At 48.5% G+C, this 15,041-nt stretch carries 14 protein-coding genes; 11 read left to right on the top strand and 3 right to left on the bottom strand.

Annotated elements, in window-relative coordinates; all coding sequences use genetic code 11:
* Positions 1 to 3 precede the first annotated feature (3 nt).
* Positions 4 to 3,204 (top strand): DEAD/DEAH box helicase family protein, encoded by a 3,201-nt coding sequence (locus L6466_RS07605; RefSeq protein ID WP_237803296.1) that lies wholly within the window; start codon positions 4 to 6, stop codon positions 3,202 to 3,204.
* Between the two features lie 370 nt (positions 3,205 to 3,574).
* Here L6466_RS07605 and L6466_RS07600 read toward each other — a convergent pair whose 3' ends face one another.
* Together L6466_RS07600 and L6466_RS07595 are read right to left on the bottom strand one after the other, a co-directional pair.
* A complete protein-coding gene (locus L6466_RS07600; RefSeq protein ID WP_091819317.1) occupies positions 3,575 to 3,883 on the bottom strand; it encodes a helix-turn-helix domain-containing protein in 309 nt (102 codons plus the stop codon).
* A 13-nt stretch (positions 3,884 to 3,896) separates the two neighbouring features.
* A complete protein-coding gene (locus L6466_RS07595) occupies positions 3,897 to 4,439 on the bottom strand; it encodes a hypothetical protein (RefSeq protein ID WP_237803297.1) in 543 nt (180 codons plus the stop codon).
* A 1,088-nt stretch (positions 4,440 to 5,527) separates the two neighbouring features.
* On the opposite strand from L6466_RS07595, the gene L6466_RS07590 reads away from it, so the two are divergent.
* Positions 5,528 to 5,818 carry a helix-turn-helix domain-containing protein gene (locus tag L6466_RS07590; protein ID WP_091818604.1) on the top strand — a complete coding sequence of 97 codons (291 nt, stop codon included), beginning with the start codon at positions 5,528 to 5,530 and terminating at the stop codon, positions 5,816 to 5,818.
* A 68-nt stretch (positions 5,819 to 5,886) separates the two neighbouring features.
* The gene (locus L6466_RS07585) at positions 5,887 to 6,282 is read left to right on the top strand and encodes a PaaI family thioesterase (protein WP_091818579.1); all 396 of its coding nucleotides are present in this window, start codon (positions 5,887 to 5,889) and stop codon (positions 6,280 to 6,282) included.
* 54 nt (positions 6,283 to 6,336) lie between these two features.
* Here the strand turns inward: L6466_RS07585 and L6466_RS07580 are convergent, their stop codons facing one another.
* Positions 6,337 to 7,422, bottom strand: coding sequence for a 5-methyltetrahydropteroyltriglutamate--homocysteine S-methyltransferase (locus L6466_RS07580; RefSeq protein ID WP_237803298.1), 1,086 nt, complete (start codon positions 7,420 to 7,422; stop codon positions 6,337 to 6,339).
* A gap of 151 nt (positions 7,423 to 7,573) precedes the next feature.
* On the opposite strand from L6466_RS07580, the gene L6466_RS07575 reads away from it, so the two are divergent.
* The 8 genes from L6466_RS07575 to L6466_RS07540 all read left to right on the top strand — a co-directional run bounded on the left by L6466_RS07575 (position 7,574) and on the right by L6466_RS07540 (position 15,032).
* Positions 7,574 to 8,044, top strand: a complete 471-nt coding sequence (locus L6466_RS07575) for an Lrp/AsnC family transcriptional regulator (RefSeq protein WP_091818572.1) — start codon at positions 7,574 to 7,576, stop codon at positions 8,042 to 8,044.
* A 266-nt stretch (positions 8,045 to 8,310) separates the two neighbouring features.
* Positions 8,311 to 9,267 (top strand): signal recognition particle-docking protein FtsY, encoded by a 957-nt coding sequence (gene ftsY, locus L6466_RS07570; RefSeq protein ID WP_091818571.1) that lies wholly within the window; start codon positions 8,311 to 8,313, stop codon positions 9,265 to 9,267.
* Between the two features lie 12 nt (positions 9,268 to 9,279).
* Positions 9,280 to 10,587: a 30S ribosomal protein S12 methylthiotransferase RimO gene (gene rimO / locus L6466_RS07565; protein ID WP_091818570.1), complete on the top strand. Its 1,308-nt coding sequence runs from the start codon at positions 9,280 to 9,282 to the stop codon at positions 10,585 to 10,587.
* Positions 10,588 to 10,601: 14 nt separating this feature from the next.
* Positions 10,602 to 10,889, top strand: a complete 288-nt coding sequence (locus L6466_RS07560) for an HU family DNA-binding protein (RefSeq protein ID WP_091854661.1) — start codon at positions 10,602 to 10,604, stop codon at positions 10,887 to 10,889.
* Positions 10,889 to 12,043, top strand: a complete 1,155-nt coding sequence (locus L6466_RS07555) for an HU family DNA-binding protein (RefSeq protein ID WP_237803299.1) — start codon at positions 10,889 to 10,891, stop codon at positions 12,041 to 12,043. Before L6466_RS07560 ends, L6466_RS07555 begins: the two co-directional genes overlap by 1 nt.
* Before the next feature lie 2 nt (positions 12,044 to 12,045).
* Positions 12,046 to 13,041 carry an AAA family ATPase gene (locus tag L6466_RS07550; RefSeq protein WP_091818567.1) on the top strand — a complete coding sequence of 332 codons (996 nt, stop codon included), beginning with the start codon at positions 12,046 to 12,048 and terminating at the stop codon, positions 13,039 to 13,041.
* 52 nt (positions 13,042 to 13,093) lie between these two features.
* Positions 13,094 to 13,963: a DUF58 domain-containing protein gene (locus L6466_RS07545; RefSeq protein ID WP_237803555.1), complete on the top strand. Its 870-nt coding sequence runs from the start codon at positions 13,094 to 13,096 to the stop codon at positions 13,961 to 13,963.
* 1 nt (position 13,964) lies between these two features.
* The gene (locus L6466_RS07540) at positions 13,965 to 15,032 is read left to right on the top strand and encodes a BatD family protein (RefSeq protein WP_237803300.1); all 1,068 of its coding nucleotides are present in this window, start codon (positions 13,965 to 13,967) and stop codon (positions 15,030 to 15,032) included.
* Positions 15,033 to 15,041 lie beyond the last annotated feature (9 nt).

Below are 15,041 nucleotides of genomic sequence, written 5' to 3'. Positions count from 1 at the left end.
GCTATGCCAAGAGGAAGAAGACAAAATACTCAGCCAGCACGATTGCAAGAGGCATTGGTGCTTCACAAATATATTCTGAGTCTCTTGGGCTGCAAAGACCTGGAGGCATTGAGCCGTGACCTGAAAGACCCTGCACTGGAAGGTGCGGACGATGAAGGCGTTTCACGCTTTTACTATGCGCTGAAACAACATCAGTACGACTTGCATATACCACAGGAGAAATTGTTTGAGTATGACCAAAACATCGTGAGACATACCAACGAAATAAACGAACGCAGACCAGAAAAGATACAGTGGAAGTATTATCAGTATCTGTCACTGCTGTTTACTGAGGTTTATTTAGATCGTTTCTTTGCAAGCCAAGAGCAATTGCGCCAGGACATTAACACCTTCCTGAATGATGATTTCAAATTTCGTGCAGAAACCTGGCACGGAATGGATGACTTCAATGAAGACGACATGAATAAGCTGGCCTATTGGTGTGCCACAGGCTCTGGAAAGACGCTCATGATGCACATCAATATCAAGCAGTATCTACACTATGCAGAGAAATATCATGCTAAGCCACTTAATCGCATTCTGATATTGACACCTAACGAAGGACTATCAAGTCAGCATTTACAAGAGCTTTATCTCTCAAACTTCAGTGCAGAACTCTTTTCCAAACAAGGTAGAGGAGGCATGTTTACAGGTAAGACCATTGAAGTGATTGACATCAACAAACTGGCCGATACAGATGGAGACAAAACTGTTGCTGTGGAGAGTTTCGAAGGCAACAACCTCGTGTTGGTGGATGAAGGACATAAAGGAAGTGGAGGAGAAGTTTGGAAAGGCTATCGCAATACGCTGACTCAGGAAGGCTTCTCTTTTGAATATTCAGCCACTTTCGGACAAGCTATTGCTGCTCAGTCAGGAGCCAGCAGGGATGCGCTGCTGAAGGAATATGGCAAGGCCACACTGTTTGATTACAGCTACCGCTATTTCTATAATGATGGCTATGGTAAGGACTATCGCATCATGAACATGGCTTCGTGGGACGATGAAGAATTGCTGAATATGTACTTGACGGCCTACCTGTTGTGCCTTTATGAGCAGACGCTGGTATATGAAAGCTCTCCAAAAGTAAAAAATACCTTCTTAATAGCTCGTCCATTAGGTATTTTCGTCGGAGGTTCTGTTAATGCAGTCAGAAAGGTTAGAGGGCAGGATGTTAGTGATGTAGTTCAGATATTACTGTTCCTGCAGGCCTTTGTCGATAAGCCACAGGAATTTACTGGCTATATCAAGCGTTTGTTGAACCCAGATGATGGTATCAAGAATCCTCGAGGCTATTCGCTTTTTGCTAATAGTTTTATGCTGACGAAAGAAGGCTTGAAACTGGGTGAAGAAGATGCTTTTGCTCAGCAAGTATATAAGAAGGTGTTAGAGAAGTTGTTTCACACCACCACAACCAATGCTCATTTGCATGTAGATAAACAGAAAGGTGGCGATAAGGAGATTGGTTTGCGTGTTGGCAATGCTGACTATTTTGGTGTGATCAATGTTGGTGATAGTGATTCGCTGATTAAATTATGCGAAGCAAGAGGACTTGATTGTGAAACACGTGAATTTGGTACTTCGTCACTCTTTACTAAGATTAATAACGAAGATTCAACTATCAATATCCTGATTGGTTCGAAGAAGTTCAGCGAAGGTTGGAGTAGCTGGCGTGTATCTGCTATGGGACTCATGAACGTAGGTCGCAGTGAAGGTTCTGAGATTATCCAATTGTTTGGCCGTGGTGTACGTCTGAAGGGTTTCAAGTATTCATTGAAGCGAAGCAGTGCATTGGATAGTAGCTATAATCCTGGTCCAATACCAAAAGGGCTGCGCGAGATTGAGACGCTGAACATCTTTGGCGTGAGAGCCGACTATATGGATACCTTCCGCAAGTATCTGGAAGATGAAGGTCTGCCACACAATGAGTATACTTATACTCCTATTGCCATTCCAACAGTCAATTTGCTGGGTGAAAAGCGCCTGAAGATTGTTCGCCTAAAGAAAGGCTATGACTTCAAGAAGAGTGTTGTAGTTAGGCCTGAGGACATGATGAAAGGCATGAAGGTAAAGGTGGACTGGACGCCTAAGGTAGATGCTATCTGGAGTCAGAGGGCTGGAGTGGATACCGCAGCAGAAATGACTGAGAGAAAGTTGTATCCAAAGCATCTGAATTTGCTGAATTGGAACCGTATCTTCTTTGCCATCGAGCAGATGAAGAACGAGCGCAGCTGGCATAATATGGAGATTAGTGTAGAGGTGTTGCATAATTTGATGCTAAATCCAGATTGGTATGAACTGACCATACAGGAGGCAGATCTGGAATTCCATGACTTTGGTCGTGATGTGGCACGTTGGGAAGAAATCACTATTGCGCTACTGCGTGGCTATATCGAAAGAGCCTATAAGCGGAGTAAAGGTAAATGGGAGTCGAAATATATGGAGACTGTATATATCGACCAAAACGACCCCAACTTTTTTGATGAATATACTGTGGAGGTTCGTAACGACCAACAGGAATGGATTGACAAGCTGATGGAACTGCGCGAGCAGATTATCTCGGGCAACCTGGAGCGCGATTATCAGATAAATGGTCAATGGTTGGCAATGCGATTTGACCAGCATCTTTTTTATCCCATCTTGTGTTTAAACGAAAAAGATGCAAGTGGTAGAAAGGTAATGGTTGATCCTGATACAAACGAACCATTGGTGAAGATATCGCCTGTAGCGCTTAATTCTGGCGAGAAAGGATTTGTTAAATATCTCCGTGATTATTACGAAAAGCATAAGGACGATTTGCTGAAAGGCAAGGAAATCTATCTGCTGCGAAACGAGAGTCGTAAAGGTATTGGTTTCTTCGAGGCCAGCGGTTTCTATCCAGACTTTATCCTATGGGTAAATGAGGGACAGAAACAAAGGGTTGTATTTATCGACCCAAAGGGCATCCGCAACTTGCTGAGTTTGGACCATCCAAAGATTCAACTTTTCAAGACACTGAAGGAAGAAGTTGAGCCAACGCTGAACGACCCTGATATTTCACTCGACAGCTATATCATATCAAATACGCCTTATAATGATGTTCATCTTTTGGGAGAGCGCCCCAAGTTCTTAGAGAACCATGTTCTGTTTGATTACGATGAGGATTATGTAAAGACGCTGTTTGGGTAGATTTGTGATGTGCCAGGTACCTGGTGCCTGGCACATCCATAAAAACTACTCCTAAAGAAATAATTGAAAAAGCAAATTATTTCCTTTTTTGCATACAAAGATGGCAGTACCAGTCCCCTGGCAATCTTTGGTATTCCTAATACACCTAGAGGTGTACCATTTACTCATAAGTCCAAAGGGGACGGGTGAGCGTCTCGGCTGATGTCTGAAGGCTGAAGTAAGATGGCCGATGGCTGATGTCTGAGGGCTGAAGTAAGATGGCCGATGGCTGATGTCTGAGGGCTGAAAATCAATATGACTGGTGATGGATTCTTTTATAAAGTAAAACATAATAGGTGACTAAATGAATCAGTCACCTATTATGTAAATGCTATACTACTTCAAGCTCCTTGGGTAAGAGCTCAAGTGCGAGAGCTTCTTCAATCTTACAAATAGTCTCAATAGAGAGGTTTTCCTGCCCCTTAAGAATCTTTGAGACATACTGTTGGCTACAACCAAGCCGTTCGGCAAGGGCTTTTTGCGTGAGACCTTCATTGGCCATTTGGTCTAGCATTCGCATAGCCACCAATTGTGAATAGCGTAACCAGGATTTGTTTTCCTTACGCCATACTGCTTTTTCCCTCCATCGTGATGGGGTTGCAGGCGCATGTTTGCGTAGTCTTTCTTCAATTGTACCCATAGTCATCATCAAATTAAAGTTCTGCAATGTAATCTATAAAGCTATCGTCATCAATAATATGTTCACTTAATAGGAAGTTCCTTACTTTATCTATTTTGCTAAGTTCGAGCTTTGTGTGTTCTCGTTCTTCCATCTTTAAAGTCAATTTTATGGCTCCACCTGTAATAATGTAGGCTCCTGTAGATAGCCTTATTGCATATATTCGAAGCCAAGATGAATGTAGAGGTCTCTTTTTGAGTCTAGCTTTGTCTTTTTGTAGTAACGACTCTGATATTTCATTATTGTCTAGAGGCCTGAATAATGTGTCAAGGTTGTCATTTTCTGCTAACTCAAGAAGCATTGTTTCAATCTTGTCACTATCTTCTATGGTGTCCCATATGGCATCTTCAAGACTGACGTGGTAGAAGGCGTTTAAATCTTCTTGGTTTCTTATAAAAAAATCTCTTAGCCATACAACATCATTCCAATGGTCGAATAGAATCTCTAGCTCATGACTATCTTCGTTATCATCACGAACAGCCCATAGTTTACCGTTTATTAGTTCCTCAAACTTCATCGCATTATTATCAAATCTGCGTGCAAATATACAACATTATTTTTTATTATACAACTTTTCGGTTGTTTTTTTTCTTGTCACACAAGGAACTAGATTGTAACTCAGAACAGGACATCAGGGGACAGACGCAGGTTGGCAGGGGACTGCAGTACAGAAGGGGACGGGTGAGTGTCTCGCTCCGATGGAAGATGTCTGATGTCTGAAGGCTGATGTTCGAGGGCTGATTAACCTAGAAACAAAAACGATATTACTGACTTTTTATCCGTCTTCTACATGATAGTAAGAAAATTCTCGAGAGAATTTCTTCGCTACTCTGTAGTTTGGAAATTCTTAGCCTGCTTTCTTGCTATTGCTCAGCTTCTCATTGCTTCATTACTCTATGGTTTTTAAGTTGTTAACCTATGGTTTACGATATGTTAACCTGTGGTTTACGATGTATAAGTCTGTGGTTTACTAAAAGGATCTGTTACATCTGTTCCTAATGAACATTGTCTGGCTTGTATTTCTTCTGTATAGGCTATGCGAATCAGATACTGATGGAATGAATTTCATGTCACAACTTTTTTGTGTGTTCACTAATTCAGCTTCTAGCCTGCAGAGAGTGACAAGGTTTTCAGTACGATGTAAACGATGTTGACAAGTAATTCAGTTTAACCCGGTGAAAACTGTCAAGTGAGTTTAGGAAAAGGCACTAATTCAGCTTCTAGCCTGCTCTTAGGCAGCAATCACTCTGCTCCTAGGCTGCTCCTAGGCTGCTCCGTGGAGCACTCACGAAGCAGGCTAGAGTATGGCTAGAGTATGGCTAGAGTATGGCTAGAGTATGGCTAGAGTATGGCTAGAGTATGGCTGAGGGATGATGTAAGAAGGAAGAGGTCTGAAGGCTGAGGGCTGATGGCGGGAGACGTAAGAGGGATATGACTGGTGATGGATTCCTTAATTGTCTTTTGAATTGAAAATCAACATAAAAGGTGATTTTCTTGCCAAAATATTTGGAATAATCAACTTTTATGTTTATTTTTGCAGCAGATTTAGAAATAATATGGAAAAGAATCTGTTTATAGAGCTGTTGGAGGATGGCGAGAAATATTATGAAGACTAACAGAATTATGGATGATATTCGTAGTACTATCTCTCCAGAGATGAAACTACAAATGGAACTGTCTGTAGCTATTGCTAACCGCATCTACGACATCCTTGAAGAAAAGGGAATGTCGCAGAAGGACTTTGCCCGTCTGATGGGAAAGACAGAGACAGAGGTGAGCCGATGGCTCTCTGGTACTCACAACTTGACAATGGCTACTATTTGCAAAATATCTGCTGCTCTTAATGCTGATGTTGTGAAAGTGGCAGATCGCGAATTGGAGCCTGCGTGTGTGTGATACTATAGAGATGATGTCTGATAACGCAGCAGGGCTGTCTCTATAATATACGCAAAACATAAACGACAATGGATATACAGGAATTATTGAATAGGACGGATAGGTTTGCAGCCAATGCTGGTTGTAGGATTACGGAGGTGGACGGGCAGCATGCCGTGGCGCAGATGACGGTAACGGCGATGCACCTGAATGGTGGTAATGTGTGTCAGGGGGGGGCGCTGTTTACGCTTGCCGACTTGGCCATTGCTGCCTGGATGAACTACAACGGACAGCTGACGTTTGGCATCAATAGCAGCATCATGTTTGTATCGAGTGCTCGTGAGGGTGATGTGCTGCGGGCTGAGGCTGTCGGTATATGTGACCACCACAAAATCCCAGCCGTAGAGGTGCGCGTGACCAACCAGGAGGGAAGGCTCATCTGTCACGTGACAGGCATGGGATATCGTAAAAATGTGATGATGTAAGATACAGCAAAAATCCTGGTGCTCATGCATCAGGATTTTTGCTGTTTTCTGGTCTTATGAGTTACTTCCCCATACTTCGTCGGATATCTCCTTGACCAGACGGAGCTTGGCCCATTGTTCGTCGACGGTGAGCTTGTTGCCGATGGCACAGGAGGCGAAGCCACATTGGGGCGAGAGCGACAGACGGTCGAGGGGGATGTACTTGGATGCCTCGCGGATGCGGGCGATGATGGCGGCCTTGTCCTCGAGTTCGGGGCGTTTGGTGGTGATCAGTCCAAGTACCACGTGCTTGTTGGGGCTCACCTTGGCCAAAGGCTCGAAACCGCCTGAGCGCTCGTCGTCGTACTCCAGGTAGAGCACATCCACGTTCTCGCGTGCAAACACCCAGTCGGCCACCGGGTCGTAGGCACCGCTGTTGAACCACGTAGAGTGGTAGTTGCCGCGACAGATGTGGGATGCTACAAGCAGGTCGGCAGGACGCCCTTCGAGTGCCTGATTGTTGACCTGCAACAGCAGATCCTTCACGTCGTCAAGGTTGGCACTCAGACTGGCATAGCGCTGTGAGGCGGCCTCGCCCAGGACGGCACCCCATGTGCAGTCGTCGAGTTGCAGGAAACGGCCTCCTGCGTCGTAGAACTGACGGATGAAGTCCTGATATACCAGGGCTATATCGCGAATCAGTTCCTGCAGGTGGGGATAGATGGCGATGGTGCCGGCGTAGTTGGCGGGCATGATGAGCTGCTGGAAAAACTGCGCAGGCGAGGGGATGGTGAGTTTGGCGATGGTCTGCCCGTCCTCAAACTGCTGTACGCGACGGAAATCATCGATAAAAGGGTGGGGCTGTGCCTTGAGCTTGCCTGTGAGGAATACGCGGTCCAGTCGGGCTGTCTCGCCATTAAACACCACGTCGCCGCCCTCTTCGTGGGTCACGCCGCCAAAGCCCCAGAAGAAGTCGAGGTGCCAGAAGGTGCGGTTGAACTCGCCATCGGTGATGACGTGATAGCCCAACTGCTTCTGCTTATCGGTCAACTCGCGTACCAGTTGGTTGCGTGTGCTGTCTGACAGGTTCTGGGGACGAAGGAAACTGCCTACGAAATCGGCTCGCTGTGGAACCTGGATACCTTTGATTACTTTACTCATTGTTGCTATTTAAGTTTATGTGATTAATGAATTTCCGGGTGCAAAAGTAGATAAAAGGTATGATATTCTGTGATTTATTTGGCAAGTTCAGTAAAATATTCTATCTTTGTACCGTGAATCAATGATATAACAGAATATTATTCGGTAAATTATGACATACGACGAACTGGACAACACCGACCGCAAGATATTGCGCATCTTGCAAAACGACTCTACGCTTACCGTCAAGGAACTGGCTGCCAGGGTACACCTGTCGGCCTCGCCAGCCTTCGACCGTCAGAAGCGACTGGAGCGTGAGGGCTTCATCAAGGGCTATCATGCCATCCTTGATGCGAAAAAGGCGGGTAATGGCATCACCGTGCTCTGCCACATGCGCCTGAAGCATCACTCGCAGGTGCTGATGGACGATTTCATGGAGGCTATCCAGAGCATTGAGGAGATAACGGAGTGTTACAATACGAGTGGTGAATATGACTTCACGCTGAAGATACAGACGCGCGACATGGAGTCGTATCAGGAGTTTATGCGCACCAAGTTGGGCAATATCGACAGCGTGGGCTATTTCCACAGCGTGTTCGTGATGAAGGAGGTGAAAAACACGCACGGTGTGCCGCTGAAGTAGAGGAGGGCTGATGGATGATGTAAGAGGGAAGATGTAAGATGTAAGAGGGAAGATGTAAGAGGGAAGATGTAAGAGGGATGATGTAAGAGGGATGATGTAAGAGGGAAGATGTAAAAATGCCCGATTTCATCGGTGGAATTGGTGTAAAATCCGTGAAATGTACTAAATAAAGTGAAAAGAGAAGAGGTAAAAGTGAAAAATTTGTCGACGCTGCAAGGTTTTGGATTTTTCTTTGTAATTTTGCAGTTCGTAATACGTATTCGAATATGGGATTGTTTGATTTTTTTAGTAAGAAAAAGAAGGAAGAGACACTGGACAAGGGATTGGAAAAGACCAAAACCTCCGTGTTTGACAAGCTGGCTCGTGCAGTGGCAGGTAAGTCGAAGGTCGATGATGACGTACTCGACAACCTGGAGGAAGTGCTGATTACGAGCGATGTGGGCGTGGATACCACGCTGAAGATTATTGAGCGTATCGAGGAGCGTGTGGCTCGCGATAAGTACGTATCAACCAGTGAGTTGAATGGAATCCTTCGAGAAGAGATTGCGGCGCTGCTGGCTGAGAACAACACAGATGATAATGATAACTGGGACTTGCCTGCAGACCATAAGCCCTACGTCATCCTGGTGGTTGGCGTGAACGGCGTGGGCAAGACCACAACGATAGGTAAGTTGGCCTGGCAGTTTAAGCAGGCCGGCAAGAAGGTGTATCTGGGTGCCGCCGATACATTCCGTGCTGCTGCCGTGGAGCAGTTGTGTATCTGGGGCGAGCGCGTAGGTGTGCCCGTGGTGAAGCAGCAGATGGGTAGCGACCCCGCCAGCGTAGCCTTCGACACCTTGCAGAGCGCCAAGGCCAATGATGCCGACGTGGTGATTATTGATACTGCCGGTCGTCTGCACAACAAGGTGGGCCTGATGAACGAGCTGAAGAAAATCAAGGACGTGATGAAGAAGGTATTGCCCGAGGCACCTGATGAAGTGATGCTGGTGCTCGACGGTTCTACCGGTCAGAATGCCTTTGAACAGGCAAGGCAGTTTGCTGCCGTGACGCAGATCACGTCGCTGGCTATCACCAAACTGGACGGTACGGCCAAGGGTGGTGTGGTCATCGGTATCAGCGACCAGTTGAAGGTGCCTGTGAAATACATCGGACTGGGCGAGGGTATGGAAGACCTGCAGCTATTTAATAAGCGCGATTTTGTAGATAGTCTGTTTAAGGGATAAAGGGTAAGTGCTATGACTGTTGACTTTATTTCTTTAGGATGTTCTAAGAACTTGGTGGATAGCGAGAACCTGATGGGCATGTTTGAGGCCAATGGTATTCATGTGACCCACGACAGCGACGACCCGCAAGGTGAGGTCGTTGTGGTGAATACCTGTGGTTTTATTGCTGACGCCAAGGAGGAAAGTATTAATACCATCTTGGAACAGGTGGCTCGCAAGAATGCTGGTGAGGTGGAAAAAATATATGTGATGGGATGTCTCTCAGAGCGCTATTTGGCCGACCTTGAAGCCGAGATTCCTGAAGTGGACGGATGGTATGGGAAGTTTAATTATAAGGAGTTGTTAAAAAGACTCACTCAAGAGAAAGAACTATCTACTCCTCTCCCTGCAGGGAGAGGTTGGGAGAGGGTCTTGACTACCCCTTCACACTACGCCTATATCAAGATTAGTGAGGGTTGTGACCGCCACTGTGCGTACTGCGCCATCCCGCTGATTACGGGCAGACACCAGAGCCGCCCCATGGAGGAGATCCTGGACGAGGTGCGCTGGCTGGTGAGTCAGGGTACGAAGGAGTTTCAGGTCATCGCACAGGAACTGACCTACTACGGCATAGACCTGTATGGCGAACAGCGTATTGCCGAACTCATAGAACAGATGGCTGATATCGAGGGCGTGGAGTGGATTCGTCTGCATTACGCCTATCCCACACATTTCCCCTGGCGCCTGCTCGATGTGATGCGCGAGAAGAAAAACGTGTGCCGCTACCTGGATATCGCCCTGCAGCATATCAGCGACCATATGTTGACACGTATGCGCCGTAACACCACGAAGGCGGAGACGATGGCACTCATCGAGCGGATGCGACGTGAGGTGCCCGGCATCCATATCCGCACTACGCTGATGGTGGGCTTCCCCGGCGAGACCGACGAGGACTTCCAGGAGCTGGTGGACTTCGTGAAATGGGCGCGCTTTGAGCGTATGGGCGCCTTTGCCTATTCCGAGGAAGACGGTACGTATTCTGCCGACCACTACGAGGATGACGTGCCCGAGGACGTGAAGCAGCGCCGACTGGATAAGTTGATGCGCGTGCAGCAGAATATCAGTGCGGAGATAGAGGCCGAAAAGGTGGGGCAGACGCTGCCCGTGATTATAGACCGCACGGAGGGCGACTACTACATTGGTCGCACGGAGTTCTGTTCGCCCGAGGTAGATCCCGAGGTGCTGATTCGTCAGGACGTGAAACTGGAGATTGGAAAGATATATCAAGTGAAGATAACCGACTCTGAGGAGTTTGACCTCTACGGAGAAGTGATTAATTGATAATTGACAATTGGATGAACAACAAGGAATTTATAAGCATACTGGCTGGTCGCACGGAGAAGAAAACCTCCGAGACACAGAAGATGGTGGAGTCGCTGATAGCAGTGATGAGCGACTGTTTTCAGGAGGGCGACAGCGTACAGATGGCTAATTTCGGCAATTTCGAAGTGAAGAAGAAACTGGAGCGTGTGATGGTGAACCCCACCACCGGACAGCGTATGCTGGTGCCACCAAAACTGGTGCTGGCCTTCAAGCCTAATCCAACCTGGAAGGATAAGATCAAGAAAGGAGGAGCCGAGTAATGGGTAAGGTATTCATGGCAGAGCTGGCCGACATGCTGGCTCAGAAAGCTGGTATCAGCAAGCGCGAGGCACAGCAGTTCCTGACGGATTTCGTTGAGACGATCCAGGACGGTGTGAACAATGATAAACTGGTGAAAATCAAGGGACTGGGCACGTTTAAGGTGATTGACGTGGATGCGCGCGAGAGCGTCAACGTGAACACGGGCGAACGCGTCACCATCGACAGTCATCAAAAACTGACGTTTACGCCCGATGCGGCGATGAAGGAACTGGTGAACAAGCCCTTCTCGCAGTTTGAGACCGTGGTGCTTAACGACGGCGTAGAGTTTGACGATGAGCCCGAGGTGGAAGAGCCCACTATCGCTGAGGAGACACCCGAGCCCGTTGTAGAACCGACTCCCGAGCCGGAGCCAGAGCCAACGATTGTTCCTGAGCCGGAGCCCGAGCCTGTAGTCGTTCCCGAGCCGGAGCCAGAACCAACGATTGTTCCAGAACCGGAACCTGAACCAGTTGTAGTTCCCGAACCGGAACCAGAACCCGAGCCTATGCCCGAGCCCGAGCCTGAGGCAGCCCCCGCTCCTGTAGAAGAGGATGTGGCAGAGGAAGCAGAGGAAAAGTCGGCTTCCTACTGGTGGTTGTGGCTGCTGATAGCCATTATCGCCTGTGTCATCAGTTTCGCTGGAGGCTATCTCTACGGCCGTCATATGGATATGCAGGAACTCTTTGCAGAAGACGCTTCTGCCGACACTGCCGCCGTACAGGAAGCACCTGTAGTAGAGGTGAAGGATACCGCCAAGGTAGACACCATGCAGGTGAAACCCGAGGCAAAGGTGAAAGAGCCTGAGGTGAAGCAGCCCGAACCCGAGGTGAAGCAGCCAGAGCCAGAACCCGAGTGGAAGAAATACGACGCAATGGACGTGAGAGTTTGTACAGGTGCTTATGGCATCGTGGGTACAGACCGCATGGAGAAGGTACGTCCCGGTGACACCATGAAACGTATAGCTAAACGTACGTTGGGCGAAGGGATGGAATGTTATATAGAGGTTTATAATAATATGACCACCAGCGACCTGAAAGAGGGTCAGGAGGTGAAGATTCCAAAACTGAAACTAAAGAAATTCTTAAGACAGAACAAAACAAACAAAAAAAATTAACTATGGCAGAAAATATTGATATCCGCGAACTGAACATGCGGATTGAACAGCAAAGCTCATTCGTCACCAACCTGGTGACGGGTATGGATCGTGTGATTGTTGGACAGAAACACTTGGTTGACTCCCTGCTCATCGGACTGTTGAGCGACGGCAATATCCTGTTGGAAGGTGTGCCCGGACTGGCTAAGACACTGGCCATCAAGACACTGTCGCAACTGATTGACGCAAAATACAGTAGAATACAGTTTACCCCCGACCTGTTGCCTGCCGACGTGACCGGTACGATGATCTACTCACAGAAGGACGAGAAATTCCTGGTGAAGCAGGGTCCGGTGTTTGCCAACTTCGTTCTGGCCGACGAGATAAACCGTGCTCCTGCCAAGGTACAGAGTGCACTGCTGGAAGCCATGCAGGAGAAACAGGTGACCATTGGCAGCGAGACCTTCAACCTGCCCACGCCATTCCTGGTGATGGCTACGCAGAACCCTATTGAGCAGGAGGGTACCTATCCGCTGCCCGAGGCACAGATGGACCGTTTCATGCTGAAGGTGGTTATCGGCTATCCCACGCTGGAAGAGGAGAAGCAGATTATCCGTGAGAACATCGCAGGCAGTCTGCCCAAGGTGACTCCCGTGACCACGAAGGAGGAGATCCTGAAAGCCCGTGAGGTGGTGCGCGAGGTATATATCGACGAGAAGATTGAGCAGTATATCGCTGACATCGTATTCGCTACCCGTTACCCCGACCGCTACGGTCTGAAGGATATGAAGAACATGATTTCATTTGGCGGTTCGCCCCGTGCCAGCATCAACCTGGCCAAGGCTTCACGCGCCTACGCCTTCATCAAGCGTCGCGGATACGTGGTGCCCGAGGATGTGCGTGCCGTGGCTCACGACGTGCTGCGCCACCGTATCGGACTGACCTACGAGGCCGAGGCATCTAACGTGACCAGCGAGGAAATCGTGTCTAAGATTATTAATAAGGTAGAAGTGCCCTAAGGAAGGTAAAAGGGTATAGTGAAAAGTGAATAATTTGCTACCGCTATAGATGATGGAGACATCTGAGATACTAAAAAAGGTAAGAAAGATTGAAATCAAGGCGCGCGGACTGAGTGCCAATATCTTTGCAGGCCAGTATCACTCGGCCTTCAAAGGTCGTGGTATGGCCTTCTCGGAGGTTCGTGAGTACCAGTATGGCGACGATGTGCGCGATATCGACTGGAACGTGACGGCCCGCTTCAACAAACCCTATGTGAAGGTGTTTGAGGAGGAGCGCGAACTGACGGTGATGCTGCTCATCGACGTGAGTGGCTCGCTGGACTTCGGTACGCAGAAGCAGCTGAAGCGCGACGTGGTGACCGAGATAGCTGCCACCCTGGCCTTCTCGGCTATCCAGAACAATGATAAGATCGGCGTTATCTTTTTCTCTGACAAGATAGAAAAATATATCCCACCAAAGAAGGGTCGCAAGCATATCCTGTACATCATTCGCGAGATGCTGGACTTCCACGCAGAGAGCCGTCGTACGGACCTGGCACAGGCGGTGGAGTTCCTCACGAGTGTGAGCAAGCGCAAATGTACGGCGTTCATACTGAGCGACTTCTACGCACGTCAGGACTTCATGCAGCAACTGACGATTGCCAACAGGAAACACGACGTGGTGGCTATACAGGTGTACGACAAGCGCGCCTGCGAACTGCCTGACGTGGGACTGATGAAGGTGGTGGATGCCGAGACGGGCTACGAGCAGTATGTGGATACGAGCAGCAGGAAACTGCGCGACACGTATCACCGCTACTGGCTGAACCGTCAGGCAGAACTGAAGGAGACTTTTGCAAAGTGCAACGTGGACAGCGTCAGTATTGCTACCGACGATGACTACGTGAAGTCGATGCTGGGTCTGTTTAAACAACGAGGATAACATGAAAAAAGTATTAATCATATTTCTCGTCTCTTATCTCTCATCCCTTTCCTCGCTGGCTCAGGTCAAGGTGGAATCCAGTCTGAGCAGTGTGGAGATGCTGGTGGGACAGCAGGTGGAGCTCTCGGTGTCGGCCACGACAGACGAGAATGCCAGTGTGGTGTTCCCGAAGGAGGCCTTGCTGCCGGAAGGTATCGAGGTGCTGGGTTTCGTGGAGGTGCCCGATGAGAAGGTGGATGGCGGACAGGTGCGTCACCGCAGGAATTATGTGCTGACGTCTTTCCAGGACACGCTCTATTACCTGCCACCCTTCACGGTGAAGGTTGACGGTAAGGACTACGCGGCTAATCAGTTGGCCCTAAAGGTGCTGACGGTAGATGTGGACACCACGAACTACGAGCAGTACTTCGGTCCGAAGGACGTGCAGGACAATCCCTTTGACTGGGAGCTCGACGACTGGGCCCTGCCTTTCTGGCTGAGCGTGCTGCTGCTGGTGCTGCTGGCTGTGCTGTACTACCTGTATATCCGCTTGCGCGACAACAAGCCCGTGATTGCCCATATCCGCATCGTGAAACGTCTGTTGCCTCACCAGAAGGCCATGAAGGCCATCGAGGAGATTAAGGCCGACAAGATGGTGGCATCGGAAGACCCGAAGGAGTACTACACACGACTCACCGATACGCTGCGTAAGTATATAGAGGAGCGCTATGGCTTCAACGCGATGGAGATGACCAGCAGCGAGATTATCGACCAGCTGATGAAGAATGCTGATCAGGAGTCGCTCGCAGAATTGCGCCAGCTCTTCCTCACGGCCGACCTGGTGAAGTTTGCCAAGTACTCTACGCTGATCAACGAGAACGATGCCAACCTGGTGAGCGCCGTTGACTTCATCAACAAGACGAAGATAGAACAGCCTGTAAGTCAGGAGCCTGTGAAACCGCAATACACGCAGGAGGAACAGGAGACACGCAAACGCCGCCTGGTGCTGAAGACCACGATTGCCGTCATCGCTGCCGGCTGTGTGGTTATCTTCGGTGCCATCGCGTACTACATCTATGAGTTATTGTAAAACTGTTGA

Source organism: Prevotella communis (assembly GCF_022024175.1).
GTDB lineage: Bacteria > Bacteroidota > Bacteroidia > Bacteroidales > Bacteroidaceae > Prevotella > Prevotella communis.
This window is presented reverse-complemented; position numbering and strand designations above follow the sequence as displayed.

Bases quoted from the DNA above. Each gene is read 5' to 3' on its own strand.
- L6466_RS07605 (WP_237803296.1), top strand. From the start codon at position 4: ATGCCAAGAGGAAGAAGACAAAATACTCAGCCAGCACGATTGCAAGAG.
- L6466_RS07600 (WP_091819317.1), bottom strand. From the start codon at position 3,883: ATGGGTACAATTGAAGAAAGACTACGCAAACATGCGCCTGCAACCCCA.
- L6466_RS07595 (WP_237803297.1), bottom strand. From the start codon at position 4,439: ATGAAGTTTGAGGAACTAATAAACGGTAAACTATGGGCTGTTCGTGAT.
- L6466_RS07590 (WP_091818604.1), top strand. From the start codon at position 5,528: ATGAAGACTAACAGAATTATGGATGATATTCGTAGTACTATCTCTCCA.
- L6466_RS07585 (WP_091818579.1), top strand. From the start codon at position 5,887: ATGGATATACAGGAATTATTGAATAGGACGGATAGGTTTGCAGCCAAT.
- L6466_RS07580 (WP_237803298.1), bottom strand. From the start codon at position 7,422: ATGAGTAAAGTAATCAAAGGTATCCAGGTTCCACAGCGAGCCGATTTC.
- L6466_RS07575 (WP_091818572.1), top strand. From the start codon at position 7,574: ATGACATACGACGAACTGGACAACACCGACCGCAAGATATTGCGCATC.
- ftsY (WP_091818571.1), top strand. From the start codon at position 8,311: ATGGGATTGTTTGATTTTTTTAGTAAGAAAAAGAAGGAAGAGACACTG.
- rimO (WP_091818570.1), top strand. From the start codon at position 9,280: ATGACTGTTGACTTTATTTCTTTAGGATGTTCTAAGAACTTGGTGGAT.
- L6466_RS07560 (WP_091854661.1), top strand. From the start codon at position 10,602: ATGAACAACAAGGAATTTATAAGCATACTGGCTGGTCGCACGGAGAAG.
- L6466_RS07555 (WP_237803299.1), top strand. From the start codon at position 10,889: ATGGGTAAGGTATTCATGGCAGAGCTGGCCGACATGCTGGCTCAGAAA.
- L6466_RS07550 (WP_091818567.1), top strand. From the start codon at position 12,046: ATGGCAGAAAATATTGATATCCGCGAACTGAACATGCGGATTGAACAG.
- L6466_RS07545 (WP_237803555.1), top strand. From the start codon at position 13,094: ATGGAGACATCTGAGATACTAAAAAAGGTAAGAAAGATTGAAATCAAG.
- L6466_RS07540 (WP_237803300.1), top strand. From the start codon at position 13,965: ATGAAAAAAGTATTAATCATATTTCTCGTCTCTTATCTCTCATCCCTT.